Source organism: Streptomyces sp. NPDC016309 (genome assembly GCF_043077235.1).
Classification (GTDB): domain Bacteria; phylum Actinomycetota; class Actinomycetes; order Streptomycetales; family Streptomycetaceae; genus Streptomyces.
The window spans coordinates 48,773-64,422 of the sequence record NZ_JBIBSG010000016.1; the positions used below are offsets into that span (position 1 = coordinate 48,773).

General features: G+C 72.2%; 14 protein-coding genes. 8 read left to right on the plus strand and 6 right to left on the minus strand.

What is annotated here, in order from left to right:
* Window positions 1-8: 8 nt before the first annotated feature.
* The gene (locus tag ACF068_RS29540) at window positions 9-1,457 is read right to left on the minus strand and encodes an amino acid permease (RefSeq protein ID WP_392277361.1); all 1,449 of its coding nucleotides are present in this window, start codon (window positions 1,455-1,457) and stop codon (window positions 9-11) included.
* 196 nt (window positions 1,458-1,653) lie between these two features.
* Here ACF068_RS29540 and ACF068_RS29545 point away from each other — a divergent pair, with 196 nt between their 5' ends.
* Window positions 1,654-2,544 carry a polysaccharide deacetylase family protein gene (locus tag ACF068_RS29545; RefSeq protein WP_392277362.1) on the plus strand — a complete coding sequence of 297 codons (891 nt, stop codon included), beginning with the start codon at window positions 1,654-1,656 and terminating at the stop codon, window positions 2,542-2,544.
* 43 nt (window positions 2,545-2,587) lie between these two features.
* On the opposite strand, the gene ACF068_RS29550 is transcribed toward ACF068_RS29545, so the two are convergent.
* A complete protein-coding gene (locus ACF068_RS29550) occupies window positions 2,588-3,250 on the minus strand; it encodes a class F sortase (protein WP_392277363.1) in 663 nt (220 codons plus the stop codon).
* A gap of 322 nt (window positions 3,251-3,572) precedes the next feature.
* Here ACF068_RS29550 and ACF068_RS29555 point away from each other — a divergent pair, with 322 nt between their 5' ends.
* Window positions 3,573-4,058, plus strand: coding sequence for a hypothetical protein (locus ACF068_RS29555; RefSeq protein ID WP_392277364.1), 486 nt, complete (start codon window positions 3,573-3,575; stop codon window positions 4,056-4,058).
* Between the two features lie 93 nt (window positions 4,059-4,151).
* Here ACF068_RS29555 and ACF068_RS29560 read toward each other — a convergent pair whose 3' ends face one another.
* The 3 genes from ACF068_RS29560 to ACF068_RS29570 all read right to left on the minus strand — a co-directional run bounded on the left by ACF068_RS29560 (window position 4,152) and on the right by ACF068_RS29570 (window position 6,394).
* The gene (locus ACF068_RS29560; protein WP_392277365.1) at window positions 4,152-4,709 is read right to left on the minus strand and encodes a hypothetical protein; all 558 of its coding nucleotides are present in this window, start codon (window positions 4,707-4,709) and stop codon (window positions 4,152-4,154) included.
* Between the two features lie 170 nt (window positions 4,710-4,879).
* Complete coding sequence (locus ACF068_RS29565) at window positions 4,880-5,653, minus strand: hypothetical protein (protein ID WP_392277366.1); 774 nt, start codon at window positions 5,651-5,653, stop codon at window positions 4,880-4,882.
* Window positions 5,654-5,806: 153 nt separating this feature from the next.
* The gene (locus tag ACF068_RS29570) at window positions 5,807-6,394 is read right to left on the minus strand and encodes a hypothetical protein (RefSeq protein WP_392277367.1); all 588 of its coding nucleotides are present in this window, start codon (window positions 6,392-6,394) and stop codon (window positions 5,807-5,809) included.
* Between the two features lie 218 nt (window positions 6,395-6,612).
* Here ACF068_RS29570 and ACF068_RS29575 point away from each other — a divergent pair, with 218 nt between their 5' ends.
* The 3 genes from ACF068_RS29575 to ACF068_RS29585 all read left to right on the plus strand — a co-directional run bounded on the left by ACF068_RS29575 (window position 6,613) and on the right by ACF068_RS29585 (window position 10,892).
* Window positions 6,613-7,641 (plus strand): SCO0930 family lipoprotein, encoded by a 1,029-nt coding sequence (locus tag ACF068_RS29575; RefSeq protein WP_392277368.1) that lies wholly within the window; start codon window positions 6,613-6,615, stop codon window positions 7,639-7,641.
* A 273-nt stretch (window positions 7,642-7,914) separates the two neighbouring features.
* Entirely contained in the window at window positions 7,915-8,727 is an 813-nt protein-coding gene (locus ACF068_RS29580) for an SAM-dependent methyltransferase (protein WP_392277426.1), read from the plus strand.
* Window positions 8,724-10,892: a putative bifunctional diguanylate cyclase/phosphodiesterase gene (locus ACF068_RS29585; protein WP_392277369.1), complete on the plus strand. Its 2,169-nt coding sequence runs from the start codon at window positions 8,724-8,726 to the stop codon at window positions 10,890-10,892. The genes ACF068_RS29580 and ACF068_RS29585 overlap by 4 nt, the downstream gene beginning before the upstream one ends.
* Before the next feature lie 99 nt (window positions 10,893-10,991).
* On the opposite strand, the gene ACF068_RS29590 is transcribed toward ACF068_RS29585, so the two are convergent.
* The gene (locus ACF068_RS29590) at window positions 10,992-11,879 is read right to left on the minus strand and encodes a LysR family transcriptional regulator (protein ID WP_392277370.1); all 888 of its coding nucleotides are present in this window, start codon (window positions 11,877-11,879) and stop codon (window positions 10,992-10,994) included.
* A gap of 95 nt (window positions 11,880-11,974) precedes the next feature.
* On the opposite strand from ACF068_RS29590, the gene ACF068_RS29595 reads away from it, so the two are divergent.
* From ACF068_RS29595 to ACF068_RS29605, 3 genes are read left to right on the plus strand one after another with little or no spacing between them, the layout of a single operon-like run.
* Complete coding sequence (locus ACF068_RS29595) at window positions 11,975-12,679, plus strand: succinate dehydrogenase cytochrome b subunit (protein WP_392277371.1); 705 nt, start codon at window positions 11,975-11,977, stop codon at window positions 12,677-12,679.
* 1 nt (window position 12,680) lies between these two features.
* Window positions 12,681-14,621, plus strand: coding sequence for a fumarate reductase/succinate dehydrogenase flavoprotein subunit (locus ACF068_RS29600; RefSeq protein ID WP_392277372.1), 1,941 nt, complete (start codon window positions 12,681-12,683; stop codon window positions 14,619-14,621).
* Complete coding sequence (locus ACF068_RS29605) at window positions 14,618-15,370, plus strand: succinate dehydrogenase/fumarate reductase iron-sulfur subunit (protein WP_392277373.1); 753 nt, start codon at window positions 14,618-14,620, stop codon at window positions 15,368-15,370. Before ACF068_RS29600 ends, ACF068_RS29605 begins: the two co-directional genes overlap by 4 nt.
* The last annotated feature ends 280 nt before the right edge of the window (window positions 15,371-15,650 follow it).

The following is a 15,650-nucleotide window of genomic DNA, read 5'->3' on the forward strand; positions in this document are numbered from 1 at the left end:
GCCCTCCGTCAGGGCGCGGAGGGCCCGTCCGTCCCCGCCCGGTCGCGGGCCTCCGCCCTGGCGAGATTCGACTTGCGGTACGAGTAGCCGAAGTAGACCACCAGCCCGACCAGGAACCACACCGCGAACCGGACCCAGGTCTGCCACTGGAGGAACGTGATCAGCCAGATGGAGAAGACCACGCCGATCGCCGGCACCACCGGCATCCCCGGTGTGCGGAACGTCCGCGGCAGCTCGGGCCGCTTGTAGCGGAGCACGATCACCGCGACGCACACCACGACGAACGCCAGCAGGATGCCGATGTTGGTCAGCTCGGCCGCCTCGCCGATCGGCAGGAACCCCGCGATGAGCGCCGACGCGGCGCCGACGATCCAGGTCACCCGGGTCGGCACGTGCCGCGTCGGGTGCGTCTTGGCGAACCAGTGCGGCAGCAGGCCGTCCCGGGACATGGAGAACCAGACGCGGGTGACACCCAGCATGAACGTGAACATCACCGTGAGGATGCCGATGATCGCGCCCACCGCGATGACGTCCGCCAGCGCGCCCAGCCCCACCGACTTGAACGCGGTGGAGAAGCCGCTCTCCGGGTCGATCTCCGTGTAGTTCTGCATCCCGGTGAGGACCAGGCAGGCCAGCACGTAGAGCACCATCGAGATGGCCAGCGAGTACAGGATCGCCTTGGGCATGTGCCGCTGGGCGTCCTTGGACTCCTCGGCCGCCGTCGACATCGCGTCGTAGCCGAACACGGCGAAGAACACCGTCGCGGCACCGGTGAACGCGCCGCTGATCCCGAAGGGGAAGAAGGGCGTGTAGTTGTCGGTGGTGATGTGGAAGAAGCCGACCACGATCACCAGCAGCACCACCAGCACCTTCAGTACCACGACGACCGTCTCGAAGCGGGCCGCGTTCTTGATGCCGAGCGTCAGCAGGTAGGCGATCAGCAGGCACAGCAGCGCCGCGAACAGGTCCACCGTGTGGCCCTCGCCCGTTCCCGGAGCGCCGAGCATCCAGGCGGGCAGTTCGGCCCCCACCTCGCCGAGCAGGAAGTTGAAGTAGCCGGAGATGCCGATGGCGACGACCGCGACGATGGCGGTGTACTCCAGCAGCAGGTCCCAGCCGATGAACCATCCCACGAGCTCGCCGAGCACGGCGTAGCCGTAGGTGTACGCCGATCCCGCCTTGGGGATCAGCCCCGCGAACTCGGCGTAGCTGAACGCGGCGGCCGCGCTGGCCACCCCCGCGATCAGGAACGAGATCAGTACGGCGGGCCCCGCCGTACCGTTGGCGACCGTCCCGGCGAGGGTGAAGATGCCCGCGCCGATGATGCCGCCGACGCCGATGGCGGTGAGCTGCCACAGTCCCAGCGTCCTGGTGAGCCGCTCCTCCTCGGGGCCCTCGTCGATCAGTGCGATGGGTTTGCGGCGCAGAATTCCCTGCCCCGCGCGGATTCGGGCCACGAGCGTCACCTCTTTGCAGACGGCATCGGCTGACGGCGGATCATGATGGCCCACCGGCGGTCCCGGGGGAAGACGACACACACCGCCGCCGGCGGCCGGTCGAGGACCGCCCGTCCGCTGGTCCCATCGGGTGCAATCGCCCGCCCGGCCGGTGTGGGTCAGGGGCGCGGCACATCCGCCATGCGAGTCATAAGTCATGAAAAACGATCAACTGCCCACGGGGCGGCGGATGGTGCTGCGCATCGCCGCCGCGCTCGGGGCCACCACGACCTTCGGGCTCTTCGCCCTGGAACGCGCGGGCACACCGCCATCGGCCGCCCCTCCCGCACCGCCCACCGTCCCCCCGCCGCCCGTACGGTCCGGCGCCGCCGGCGCCGCCGGGGCCCAGGGGGGCGCCCGGCCGGCCGGCCCGCGCCTGGCGGCCTCCTCGTACCGGCTCCAGCCGATGACCGCCCACACCCCGCCCCGATACCGGCGCGCCCTGCCGCCGGTACGGCAGCGGCCCTTCCTCCGGGTCTCCGGCGCCGGCCGGACGATGGTCCTCTCCTTCGACGACGGACCCGACCCCCGCTACACCCCGGCCGTCCTCCGGATCCTGCGCGAGCACGGCGTACGCGCCATGTTCTTCGTCTGCGGCGAGATGGCGGCCGCCCGCCCCGACCTCCTCCGGGAGATGGCCGACGACGGCCACGTGGTGGGCAACCACTCCTGGTCCCACCCGCTGATCCCCCGCCTCAAGCCCTCCCGCATCCGCGACGAACTGGGCCGCACCAGCGACCTCGTCGCGCGGACCGTCGGCTCCCCGCCCCTGTGGTACCGCGCCCCCTACGGCGCCTGGAACCGGCACTCGTTCGAGATCGGCGCCGAACTGGGCATGGAACCGCTCGCCTGGACCGTGGACTCCCTGGACTGGAAGGAACCCGGAGCCCCCCTGATCGTGCGCCGCGTGCTGGACGGCGCCGCACCCGGTGTCGTCGTCCTCTCCCACGACTCGGGCGGCGACCGCTCCCAGAGCGTCACCGCCCTGCGCGCCTACCTGCCGGAACTGCTGGCCGCCGGCTACCACCTCACCGTGCCGCGCCGGTGACGCGCCGCACGGGAACCGCCGGGCGGGCCGGGCCGGGGCCCGCTCAGCGTGTGGCCACCATCCGGGCGAACACCACCACGTTGCCGTCGTACCCGTGGGCCTTGGAGTAGCCGCCGCCGCAGGTGATCACCCGCAGCTCCGGGTGCCCGGTGTCGCCGTACACCCGCACACCGGGGAAGTCCTCCTTGGAGAAGACCTCGATGCCGTACACCTCGAAGACGGCCACCCGCCCGTCGTAGCGCGTCACCTCCACCCGGCTGCCCTTCTTGAGCGAGCCCAGACCGTAGAAGACCGCCGGGCCCGCCTCGTTGTCGACGTGACCGACGATCACCGACGTACCGCGCTGCCCCGGGGAGATGCCGTTCTGGTACCAGCCCGCCATGTTCGGGTCCTGGGCGGGCGGCGCGTCGATCCAGCCGTCGCGGTCCAGCCCGACGTCCATCACCGGTGCGTCCACGTCGATCGACTCGATCCGGATCCGCGACGCCGGTGCGTACGCCAGCGGCAGCAGCCCGACGGGCGCGACGGGCGCGGCGCCGGCGCGGCGGCCCTCCGAGACGGCGGCGGGAGCCGGCTGGGGCGGGCCGGGCCGGTCGTCGACGCCGTTCCGCATCATCGCGAGACCGGTGAGCATCACGAGAGCCAGCGCTCCCCACGGCGAGCGGTTCCTCAGCGCGAAGCCACTGCGGTCCAGGCCCCTGCCCATGCTTCTCCCTTCGCGGCGTAGTACGCACGCTAAGCGCGCCGGACCGCACCGGCGATCAGGAGAGGGGCGAACGGGTGGCGCCCGCCAGGGGTGATGACCCATCCGAGTCATCGTCGCGCGGAACCTCCCGAGCCGTCTCTGACGGTCCGTGACCTGGGACTCCGTCAGGTACGGGGGTGCGACGACGGCGTGTCGGCTCACCGGGGTGGACGAGTGCCGAAATGCGGTAATACGAACGGCTTGTGAAGGTTCGTCGTGGAAGGCGTACTCGTCGAATCTCCCGGAGCGCCGCTCCGGGGCGTCTTCCACTGGAGGTTCAACGATGCGTGCTTCACGCGCCCTCGCGGTGGCCGCCACCGCCGGCGCGGCCATCGGGCTCTTCGCCCCCGTGGCCGTCGCCAACAACGGTCCCACCAACGTCACCGTCTCCCCGAGCCGCGTCCACCAGGGCGGACAGCTCGCCGTCAGCGCCATGGGGTGCGGCCACGGCGGCACGGTCACGTCCAACGCCTTCCCCAAGACGGCCCTGACCGTCAACGCGTCCGGCCACTCGGCCGCCACCCCCCGGATCTACGACCACGCCACGCCGGGGCAGTACAACCTGGCGGTCAAGTGCAGCGACAACCCGATGGTGGTCACCCGGACCTTCACCGTCACCCGCGGCCACGGCGCACGCGGCGGCCTCGGGGGCTCCATGGCCCCGACCTCCACCGAGATGGCCGTCGGCGGCGCCCTGGTCGCCACGGCGGCCGTCGGCGGCGGCCTCTTCATCGCCCGCCGTCGCCGTATGAGCGGCGGAACGGTCTGACCGGCCGAACCTCCCGGTCGGCCGCACACGCCCGTCGCCCCGAGTCCTGGTCGGTCAGGACTCGGGGCGACGGGCGTGCGGGGGGCCGGACCGTCAGTGGCGCCGGCTCTCGGCCCGGCGGCGCAGCAGGTAGACCACCCCGGTGGCGGCGGCCACCACCAGACCCGTCCCGGCCGCGAGCTCCCCGGTGTCGAGGCCGCCGATGCTGCCGCCCTGGCCGCCGCGTACGCCCTGGCTGGGCGCCGCGGTCGTCACCGTCCGGGTGGCGGTCACCGTGGGCACGGCGGTGGAGCTGGTGGTCGGGGTGACGGTGGCACGCAAGATGGTGAGGTCGACGGTGCCCGGGGTGCCCCCCGCGCACGTGAAGGACACCGTGTAGACCGCGCCCTGCCGGGCGTCCCGGTCGACGGTGGCCGTCACCGAGCGGCCGGCCGGGATGGTGACCGTGTCGAAGACGCCCGAGGAGGCCATCGCGGTACCGGAGCAGCCGGGGGCCGTGAGCACCACCCGGCCCCCCGGCAGGACGGCCGAGGGACCGATCGCGAAGTCACCGGGGGCGAATTTTCCGGAAGCCACCGCCGGAGCGGGGGCGGTCAGGGCGAGAGCGGCCGCTCCGAGCAGAGCGGCGGAGGCGGCACCTATCGCGCGCATCGTCAATCCTCCGGGTCCCGAGGGGCAGCTGCGGAACGGATTTCCACAAAGCGTCTGATATGCACCTCGATGCCGGAAACGCTAGGAGCGCCTTACCACAACCGCGATCGGAGAAGGGCGAATGGGGCACCGAGGTCCCCCGGACGGCGGACGCCGAGCCCCGCCCCCGGTCAGTCCCCCAGGGCCTCGATGTGCGGGAAGAGGTTCAGGAAGGGGTCCGGGGTCGCGGAGATGCCACGGCCGAACGGCGCGTCGAAGGCCCAGATCAGGAACAGCAGGAAGGCGATCAGCGCGCTGAAGAGCCCGGCCAGCAGCAGCTCCCGGAACGTACGCCGGATCTGGAGCGTGAAGATCAGCCCCACCGTGATCAGCGCACCGGTGATCAGGCCGAACCAGACCACACCCGGCATGGTGGCGCCCGCGTTCTCCCCGCGGGAGCTGCGGGCGTCGTCCGCGACCGCCACCTGGTCCACCATCGGCTGGTACGCCTCGCCCTCGTGGGGGTCGGCCGGCCGGTAGTCCGACACGCTGCGGCGCACCCGCTCCAGCAGCGCGGTGCCCTCCTCGGTCAGCTCGCCCCGGTCGGCCATCGACCGCCACTCGGTGTCGACGACGTGCGTGACATAGGCGTCCACGTCGGCACGGATGCGGGCACGGACCCCGGCGGGCCAGACCTCCGCCCGGGCCGACACCTCGTGCAGCGCCTGGGCCTCCTGACGGACGCTCTCCTGCGCGGCGCTGCGCCCCTCCCAGACGCCGGCGATCGCCAGGCCCAGCACGATGGCGTACACCACGCCGATCATCATCGTCATGTACTCGAGGACGTCCGGGGTCTCGGACGGGTCGTCGTCGTCGCCGATCCGGCGGTTGTTGATGACGACGATGGTCAGGACGACCGCGCAGGCGGCGGCCATCGCGATGGACAGGACAAGCCATTCCGACAAGGTGTTCTCCGGGGCGGTCGGTACCGAGGTGGGCGTGCTGGGGGTGTGTCGTCGGTCGGGCCGGGCTCGCGGCGTCCGGCACCCCTAGGGGAGTGTCCGGAAAGCATCGGCGTCCGGCACACCGCGGGCCGGGCGAGACTTTGCGGACACGACCTAGCGGGACGAACGGGGGCGCAGGATCGCCGCGCCGAACACCGCGGGCGCCATGATCAGGAGCATCACGGTGACGGTGGACGGCCCGCTCGTCCGCTCGGCGCGCCGCGCCCGCTGGTAGGCCGGCAGCGGCACCGGGGCGGGCGGGCCCGGGTGGGGCCGCGCCGAGCGGGTGGGCGACGGGGCCGGCGGGGGAGGCGGGGCGGGGGCCCGGGGCGGCGCCGGGAGTGCCGGTTCCGGCGCGGGTGGTACGGCCGCGGGCGGCGGGGCCGGCGCGGGGGGTGGCGGGGGAGCGGGGGGTCGCGGCGGGGCCGGCGGCTCGGCCTCCTCGGGCGGCGGCGTGGGCGCCGGTGGCGGAGGCGGCGGCGGCGGAGGAGCCGGTGGCGGGGGCGGCTGCGGCGGGGGCGGGGGCTTCGGGGTGGGCGACGGGCTCGTCGTGCAGCTCCCGCCGCCCGCGACCGACACCACCGGGGCGCCGGTGCCGGTGTGGGCGACCGCGCAACTGTCGGCCGCCGCGGGCAGGGGGGCGGTCAGCAGCCAGCCGAGCGCGGTGGCCGCCAGGAGACGCGCGACGTGGGTTCCGTACACGCGCAAGAGCATGATCGCTTCCAGTGCCCGGGGGGCCGGAAACCGCCGTAATTCCCCTGATGGTGGGGTTTTCCGGCGACCGCCGTGACCACAGCCGTGCCCACCGGCGGAGAAAATTTCCCGGAGCGTTGAACACCCGCCGCCCCGCCACCCGTACATAGGGCCATGAACGGCGCACCTGGGCGTCGCCAAAGTACCTCAATACAACGGGAGTTGACATGAAGACCTGGCGGAACGCCTCGCTCGCGCTGTCCGCGGCGGCCGTGCTCGCGCTGACGACGGCGTGCGGTCAGGACAAGGGCGACCAGACGCCCGCCGGATCGGTCGGCGCCGCCGCGCCGGCCGGCGCACCCGCCGACAACGGCGCCGGTTACGGCTCCGGCGCGGGCTACGGATCGGGTGCGGGTTCCGGGGGAGGGGCGGCCGCCGCCGCCAAGCCGGCCGGCCAGCTCGCGATCTGGGACAGCAAGGAACTCGGCAAGGTCGTCACCGACAGCGAGGGGCTCACGCTCTACCGCTTCGACAAGGACACCCCCAACCCGCCCAAGTCCAACTGCGAGGGCGACTGCGCGAAGGCCTGGCCGGTGGTGTCCGCCGAGGGCGCCAAGCCCCCGGCCGGTGTCGACGCCTCCCTGATGGGCGAGGTCACCCGCGAGGACGGCACCAAGCAACTCACCATCGACGGCTGGCCGATGTACCGGTACGCCAAGGACAGCAAGCCGGGTGACACCAACGGCCAGGGTGTGGGCGGCACCTGGTTCGCTGCGGCCCCCGACGGCAAGAAGGCGGCCCTGTCGGGCGGCGGCGACGAGGGGGCCGCCGAGGACGAGGGAACCGGCGAGGAGGAGGGTGCGGCCGAGGACCAGGGCGGGGCGGCCGCCGATCTGGCCGGCCTGTCCGTCCGCAAGGACCCCAAGCTCGGTGAGATCGTGGTGGACAAGAACGGCATGACGGTCTACCGGTTCGAGAAGGACTCGGCGTGGCCGATGAAGACCGCCTGCACCGGCGACTGCCTGAAGAAGTGGCCGGTCGTCGCCCCGGTCGACAAGAACGACACCGAGGGCATCAGCACCAAGGGGTACGTCACCTTCAACCGCCCCGACGGCCTCAAGCAGCAGACCATCGACTGCTGGCCGCTCTACACCTTCGCGGGCGACAAGAAGCCCGGTGACACCAACGGTCAGGGCGTCGGCGGCACCTGGTACGCCATCTCGCCCGCCGGGAAGATGGTCGGGGCGTCCAAGTAGAGTCCCCACGCAACGCCCCGACTCCGGGGGTCCGGCCCGGCCGGCCCGGACCTCCCGACGGCCCGCCGCCCCACGCGCCCCGCGTGGGCGGCGGGCCGCTCGCACGTGCCCCGGGGAGCCGTGGGCGACGCCGTCCGGAGCCCGCGACGTGTGACCAAGAACGGATCGATTATTTCCGTTTCCCCTCGCCCTCCCGGCGGGCGATCAGTAGCCTCGGCTCGAACACCGGCCATGAACATGGCCGCTTACCGTGGCGACTTGTTGGAGACATCGATGGAGCGTCCCGCCTGGGCCCCGCCGGGCATCGACATTTCGGTGCCGAGCGTGTCCCGCATCTACGACTACTACCTGGGCGGCTCGCACAACTTCGAAGTGGACCGGGAGGCGGCCCGCAAGGCGATGGAGTTCGTGCCCGGCCTGCCCAAGGTCATGCAGGCCAACCGCGCCTTCATGCGGCGCGCGGTGCGGTACGCGGTCGGTGAGGGCGTCGACCAGTTCCTCGACATAGGCTCGGGCATCCCCACCTTCGGCAACGTGCACGAAGTGGCGCAGGGGGCCGACCCGGACGCGCGTGTCCTGTACGTCGACCACGACCCCGTCGCCGTCGCCCACAGCCAGGCCGTGCTGGAGGGCAACGAGAACGCCGGGGTGACCGCCGCCGACCTGCGCAAGCCGCACGACGTCCTGGCCGCCCCCGAGGCCGCCCGCCTGCTGGACCTCGACCGGCCGGTGGCCCTGCTGCTGGTCTCCGTCCTGCACTTCGTCGAGGACACGGACGAGCCGCACCGCGCCGTCGCCGAGCTGCGCGACGCCCTGCCGTCCGGCAGCCTGCTGATCATCAGCCACGCCGCGTACGAGTGCATGCCGCTGCCGCAGGAACGGGTGGGCGGCGCCGTGGGCGTCTACCGCGACATCCGCAACCCGCTGGTGATGCGGACGCGCGCGGAGATCGCGCGCTTCTTCGACGGGTTCGACATGGTGGAACCGGGGCTCGTCAAGATGCCGGAGTGGCGGCCGGAGAACCCGGTCGACCAGGAGGATCCATATGCCTTCTCGGGCTTCGCAGGGGTGGGGCGCAAGGCGTGAGCATGCCGGCGCAGGCCCCCGGTTCCGCCGCGGAACCGGACGGTCTGGAGGACAGACTCCAGCGGTTCGCGACCATCTGGAGCCGGGCCGTCTTCCCCGTCACGGCCACCTCGCTGACCCGTTCCGAGATAGAGCGGCACCTGCTGCCGCTGGCGCGTGACCTGAGCGACGCCCTGCACGCGCGGCCCTTCGACCCGGCGCCCGCGCACCGCGTGGGCGCCGCTCTGGTGGCCGCCCACTGCACCGACCCGGACGCCCTCGGCCGCACCCTCGGCGTGGTCGACTCCTACCTGGTGCTGTACTGCGGGGGCGCCGGGCAGAGCGCCGCCGCCGAGGAGCTGCGGGCCCGCTGCGCCCGGCTCCAGCACGCCCTGGCGACCGGTTTCGCCCAGGCGCTGCGCGAACGGACCCTCACCGAGCAGGAGGCCATCGCCCGCTCGGCGCTGAACGCCCGTACGTACGCCGAACAGGCCCTGCACGCCACCGAGGCCCGCTTCCGCGCCGTCTTCGAGGACGCCGCCATCGGCATCGGCATCGCCGACCTCGACGGCAACGTCCTGGAGGTCAACGACGCCCTCACCCGCATGTTCGGCGGTCTGGAGCACCATGTGCGCGGCCGCAGGGTCAGCGAGTGGGTGCACCCGGAGGACGCGCCGCAGGTCTGGAAGCTGTACGAGGAACTGGTGAGCGGCGAGCGCGACCACTTCCAGGTGGAGAAGCCCTTCTACCGGGGTGACGGCACCGTGCTGTGGACCAACCTGACGGTCTCCCTGCTGCGGGACGCCGAGGGCAACCCGCAGTACCAGCTGGCGCTGATGGAGGACACCACCGAGCGCCGGCTGCTCAACCTGCGGCTGCGGTACGAGGCGACGCACGACGCGCTGACCGGTCTGCCCAACCGGACCCTGTTCTTCGAACGGCTCGACAAGGTGCTGTCCTCGCCCGACGGCACCCGGTTCGGGCTGTGCTACCTGGACCTGGACGGCTTCAAGGCCATCAACGACAGCCTCGGCCACGCGGCCGGCGACCGGCTGCTCGTCGAGGTCGCCGACCGGCTCCAGAGCGTCGCCACCCGGCCGGGCGAGATGGTGGCCCGGCTCGGCGGCGACGAGTTCGTGGCGCTCACCACCGGCACGGACACCGAGCAACAGGCCGACGAGCTCGCCCACCGCATCCTGGCCGCCCTGGCCACCCCCGTCCGGCTGGACGGCCGCGAGCTGACCGTGCGCGGCAGCGTCGGCATCGTCGAGGGGCCGGCCGGCGAGCGCGGGCCGGCGGAGGTGCTGCGCAGCGCCGACATCACCATGTACCGGGCCAAAGCGGCGGGCGGCAACCGCTTCGAGCGGGCGGACCCCGAGGCCGACGCCCGGGCCATCACCCGCCACGGCCTGACGACCGCGCTCCCCGCCGCCCTGGACCGGGGCGAGTTCTTCATCGAGTACCAGCCGCTGGTGCACCTCGGCGACGGCAGCGTGCACGGCGCGGAGGCGCTGGTGCGCTGGTGCCATCCGCAGCACGGCGTCCTCGGCCCCGACCGGTTCATCCCGCTCGCCGAGCACACCGGGCTGATCGTGCCGCTCGGCCGCTGGGTGCTCCAGGAGGCGGTGCGCCAGGCCCGGTTCTGGAACCGGAGCCACGCGGACGGCGGCCCCCTGCGCATCAACGTCAACCTGTCGCCGACGCAACTGCACCACCCCAACCTGGTCGCCGACACCGTCGACGTCCTGGAGCGCTCCGGTCTCGACCCGGGCGCGCTGTGCCTGGAGGTGACCGAGTCCGCGCTGATCGGCGCCGACGAGGACCTGCTCAAGCCGCTGCGGCAGCTTGCCGAGATGGGCGTGGACATAGCCCTGGACGACTTCGGCACCGGCTACTCCAACCTGGCCAACCTGCGGCGGCTCCCGGTCAGCGTGCTGAAGCTGGACCGCTCCTTCACGCAGAGCATGCAGCGGCACCCGATCGACCCGGTCGACCTGAAGATCGTCGAAGGCATCGTGTCGCTCGCCCACAGCCTGGAGCTCGCGGTGACGGTGGAGGGCGTGGAGACGGGCGCGCAGGCGGAACAGCTTCGTGAGCTGGGCTGCGACACGGCCCAGGGCTGGTACTACGCCCGGCCCGGCGCCCCGGACCGGATCCACTCCCTGGTGCTGGCCGACGCGGTGTGACGGGCGGCCCGGTCAGGACCACGGGGGAGGGGCCCGGGGGGAGAAGCCCGGGGGGGAGAAGCCACGGGGGGAGAGAAGCCACGGGGGAGGGGCCCCGGCTCAGGGCCGCCCCCGGTGGGCCAGCAGGAGCCGCTGGAGCTCCCGGGCCGCCCGGGGCGGCGCCACGTCGCTGCGGTGGGCCAGCGCGATCGTCCGGCGCAGTCCCGGCCGGGCCAGGGCCGTGACCCGCACGTCGCGGCCCGCCCGCGCGGCGACCATCGCGGGCACCACCGCCAGGCCCAGCCCCGCCCGGACGAACCCGAGCACCGCGTCCATCTCGCCGCCCTCCACCGTGAACGACGGCTCGAAGCCCTCCGCCCGGCACGCGGCCACCGTCAGCTCCCGCAGGTCGTAGCCGTGCCGGAACATCACCAGCGGCTGCCCCTCCAGGTCCGCGATCCGCACCGGCCGGCGCGGGGCGGGGGACGCCGCCGAGGAGACCACCACGAGGTCCTCCTGGAGCAGTTCGACGGTGGTGAGCGCCGGTGACGGGGCCGGCAGCGGCAGCACCACCAGGGCCAGGTCGAGCGCCCCGCGGGCCAGCTCGCGCACGAGGTCGTGGGAGCCGCTCTCCTCGATCAGCAGCCGGATTCCCGGGTGCAGGTCGTGGAAGGTGCGCAGCACGTCGGGCAGCAGCCCGGTGCACAGGCTCGGGGTCGCCCCCAGCCGCACCCGCCCGCGCCGCAGCTGGGCCAGCTCCTGGACCTCGTGCCGCGCGGTGTCGGTGTCCGCCAGGATGCGGCGGGCCAGCGGCAGCAGTGCCTCCCCCGCGTCCGTCAGCGCGATGTTCCCGCGCGCCCGGCTGAAGAGCTCGGCGCCCAGCTCCTTCTCCAGCGCCCTGATCTGCTGCGACAGCGAGGGCTGGGAGACGTGCACGCGCTCGGCGGCCCGGGTGAAGTGACGGGTCTCGGCCACCGCCACGAAGTACTGGAGCTGCTGGAACTGCATGGCACCAGCCTAGCCCCGGCCATAGGCGCTGCCTATGGATATCAGCCGTACCATGTCTTGGACCTCTGGGCCGGCCCCCGCCTACCGTCGATCCCATGGCTCTGGCAACGCGGACGGATCGCAAGCCGTCCCTCCCGCGCACGTTCTGGCGGTCGACCGTCGGCAAGAAGACGGTCATGGCCGTCAGCGGCCTGATCATGATCGGCTACCTCGTCGCCCATGTGATGGGCAACCTGAAGGTCTTCTTCGGCCCCGGCGAGTTCAACGCGTACGGTCACTGGCTGCGCACCATGGGCGAGCCGGTCCTGCACCACGAGTGGGGCCTGTGGATCGCCCGGGTGCTGCTGCTCACGGCCGTGATCGCGCACGGCGTCTCCGCGTACCAGCTCAGCCGGCGCGACCTCGCGGCCCGCCCCACCGCGTACGTGCACAAGCGCCGCCGCGCGAGCTACGCGACCCGCACCATGCGCTGGGGCGGGGTGATCGTCGCGCTGTTCATCGTCTGGCACCTCCTGGACCTGACGACCCTGACCGTGAACCCCCACGCCCAGCCGGGCCACCCCTACGAGAACGTCGTCGCCACCTTCTCCACCTGGTACGGCAACGTCGTCTACATCGTCGCCATGCTCGCCGTCGGGCTGCACGTGCGCCACGGCTTCTGGTCCGCCGCCCAGACCCTCGGCGTGGGCAACGCGCGGCGCGACCGCGCGCTCAAGGCCCTCGCGAACGTCCTCGCGCTCGCCCTGACCGCGGGCTTCGTCTCCGTACCCGTCGCCGTCATGACCGGAGTGGTGAGCTGACATGAGCTACCTGGATTACGAGACCGGCGCCCCGCTCGCCGACGACAAGGCCCCCGGGGGCCCGATCGCCGAGCGCTGGGACAAGCGCCGCTTCGAGGCGAAGCTGGTCAACCCGGCCAACCGCCGCAAGCACACGGTCATCGTGGTCGGCACCGGCCTTGCGGGCGGGTCCGCCGGCGCGACCCTCGCGGAGCAGGGCTACCACGTCGTCCAGTTCTGCTACCAGGACTCGCCGCGCCGCGCCCACTCCATCGCCGCGCAGGGCGGCATCAACGCCGCGAAGAACTACCGCAACGACGGCGACTCCGTCCACCGGCTCTTCTACGACACCGTCAAGGGCGGCGACTTCCGGGCCCGCGAGTCCAACGTCCACCGGCTCGCGCAGATCTCCGTCGAGATCATCGACCAGTGCGTGGCGCAGGGCGTGCCCTTCGCCCGCGAGTACGGCGGTCTGCTCGACACCCGCTCCTTCGGCGGCGTCCAGGTGTCCCGCACCTTCTACGCCCGCGGCCAGACGGGCCAGCAACTGCTGCTCGGCGCCTACCAGGCGCTGTCCCGGCAGATCGCGGCGGGCAACGTGGAGATGCACCCGCGCACCGAGATGCTCGACCTGGTCGTGATCGACGGACGGGCGCGCGGCATCGTCGCCCGCGACCTGATCACCGGGAAGGTCTCCACCCACGTCGCGGACGCGGTGGTCCTGGCGACCGGCGGCTACGGCAACGTCTTCTACCTCTCGACGAACGCCATGAACTCCAACGCCACCGCGGTGTGGCGGGCGCACCGGCGCGGCGCGTACTTCGCCAACCCCTGCTTCACCCAGATCCACCCCACGTGCATCCCGCGCACCGGCGACCACCAGTCCAAGCTGACCCTGATGAGCGAGTCGCTGCGCAACGACGGCCGCATCTGGGTGCCCAAGGCGCGCGGCGACCGGCGCCCGCCGCACGAGATCCCCGAGGACGAGCGCGACTACTACCTGGAGCGGATCTACCCCTCCTTCGGCAACCTCGTCCCGCGCGACATCGCCTCCCGCGCCGCCAAGAACGTCTGCGACGAGGGCCGCGGGGTCGGCCCCGGCGGCCAGGGCGTCTACCTGGACTTCGCCGACGCCATCCGGCGCATGGGCAGGGACCGGGTCGAGGAGAAGTACGGCAACCTCTTCGACATGTACGAGCGGATCACCGCGGAGAACCCGTACGAGGTGCCGATGCGGATCTACCCCGCCGTGCACTACACGATGGGCGGGCTGTGGGTGGACTACGACCTCCAGACCACGGTGCCGGGCCTGTTCGCCATCGGCGAGGCCAACTTCTCCGACCACGGCGCCAACCGGCTGGGCGCCTCCGCGCTGATGCAGGGCCTGGCCGACGGCTACTTCGTGCTGCCGTCCACCATCAACGACTACCTCGCCCGCGCCCCGCGCACGGAGCCCGTCACGGACGCGCATCCGGCGGTACGGGAGGCGGTCGCCGAGACCGAGGACCGGCTCGCCCGGCTTCTGGCGGTCGACGGGGACCGCACGCCCGACTCCTTCCACCGCGAGGTGGGTGAGCTGATGTGGGAGTTCTGCGGCATGGCCCGCACCGCGGAGGGGTTGCGCAAGGCCCTCGACCGGATCCCGCGGATCCGCGAGGAGTTCTGGCGCCGGATCAAGGTGCCGGGCACGGGGGAGGAGTTCAACCAGTCGCTGGAGAAGGCCAACCGCGTCGTCGACTATCTGGAGCTGGCCGAGCTGATGTGCCTCGACGCCCTGCACCGCTCCGAGTCGTGCGGCGGCCACTTCCGCGAGGAGTCCCAGACCCCGGACGGCGAGGCGGCCCGGCGGGACGAGGAGTTCTCGTACGCGGCCGCCTGGGAGTTCACCGGTCAGGCGCCCGTCCTGCACAAGGAAGACCTCGTCTTCGAGTACGTCCACCCCACCCAGCGGAGCTACGCATGAGGCTCACCCTGCGCGTCTGGCGCCAGAAGAACGCCGACGCCCCCGGCGCCATGGCCACCTACGAGGTGGACGGCATATCCCGGGACATGTCCTTCCTCGAGATGCTCGACACCCTCAACGAGGAGCTCATCCTCCGGGGCGAGGACCCGGTCGCCTTCGACCACGACTGCCGTGAGGGCATCTGCGGCGCCTGCTCGCTCGTCATCAACGGCGACGCCCACGGCCCGGAGCGCACCACGAGCTGCCAACTGCACATGCGGGCGTTCGAGGACGGCGACACCATCGACATCGAGCCCTGGCGCGCGGCCGCCTTCCCGGTGGTCAAGGACCTGGTCGTGGACCGGTCGGCGTTCGACCGGATCATCCAGGCCGGCGGCTACGTCAGCGTCCCCACCGGCTCCGCGCCGGAGGCGCACGCCACGCCCGTACCGAAGGCAGACGCCGAATTCGCCTTCGAGCACGCCGAGTGCATCGGCTGCGGCGCGTGCGTGGCGGCCTGCCCGAACGGTTCGGCGATGCTGTTCACCTCGGCGAAGGTCAACCACCTCAACGTCCTTCCGCAGGGCGCGCCGGAACGCGAGACGCGGGTCCTGGACATGGTCCGGGCGATGGACGAGGAGGGCTTCGGCGGCTGCACGCTGACCGGTGAGTGCGCCACCGCCTGCCCCAAGGGGATCCCGCTGCCGTCGATCGCGGCCATGAACAAGGAATGGCTGCGGGCCCAGCGCAAGGCGCCGCGCCGCGGCTGATTCCGGCCAGTCTCCGTGCGTGAGCCCCACCACTCCCCGGGCCCCGGAACGAAAGAATGTTCATGAGATTGTCATCATCTCCGCAATTCTTTCGGTCCGGGGCTGTCCGGTGTCCACGGACAGCAAGATCAACTTGGTTAAATTCTGCACTATAGGTGGTGAGTTGTCCGTATCGCGGCCAACCGACCCCCGCGGAATTCCGCAGTCCGAAAACCCCCGATAGGCATGGACGTTGCCGGGGGCACATGACCACACCCCCGGCGGTACCGACCACCGCACC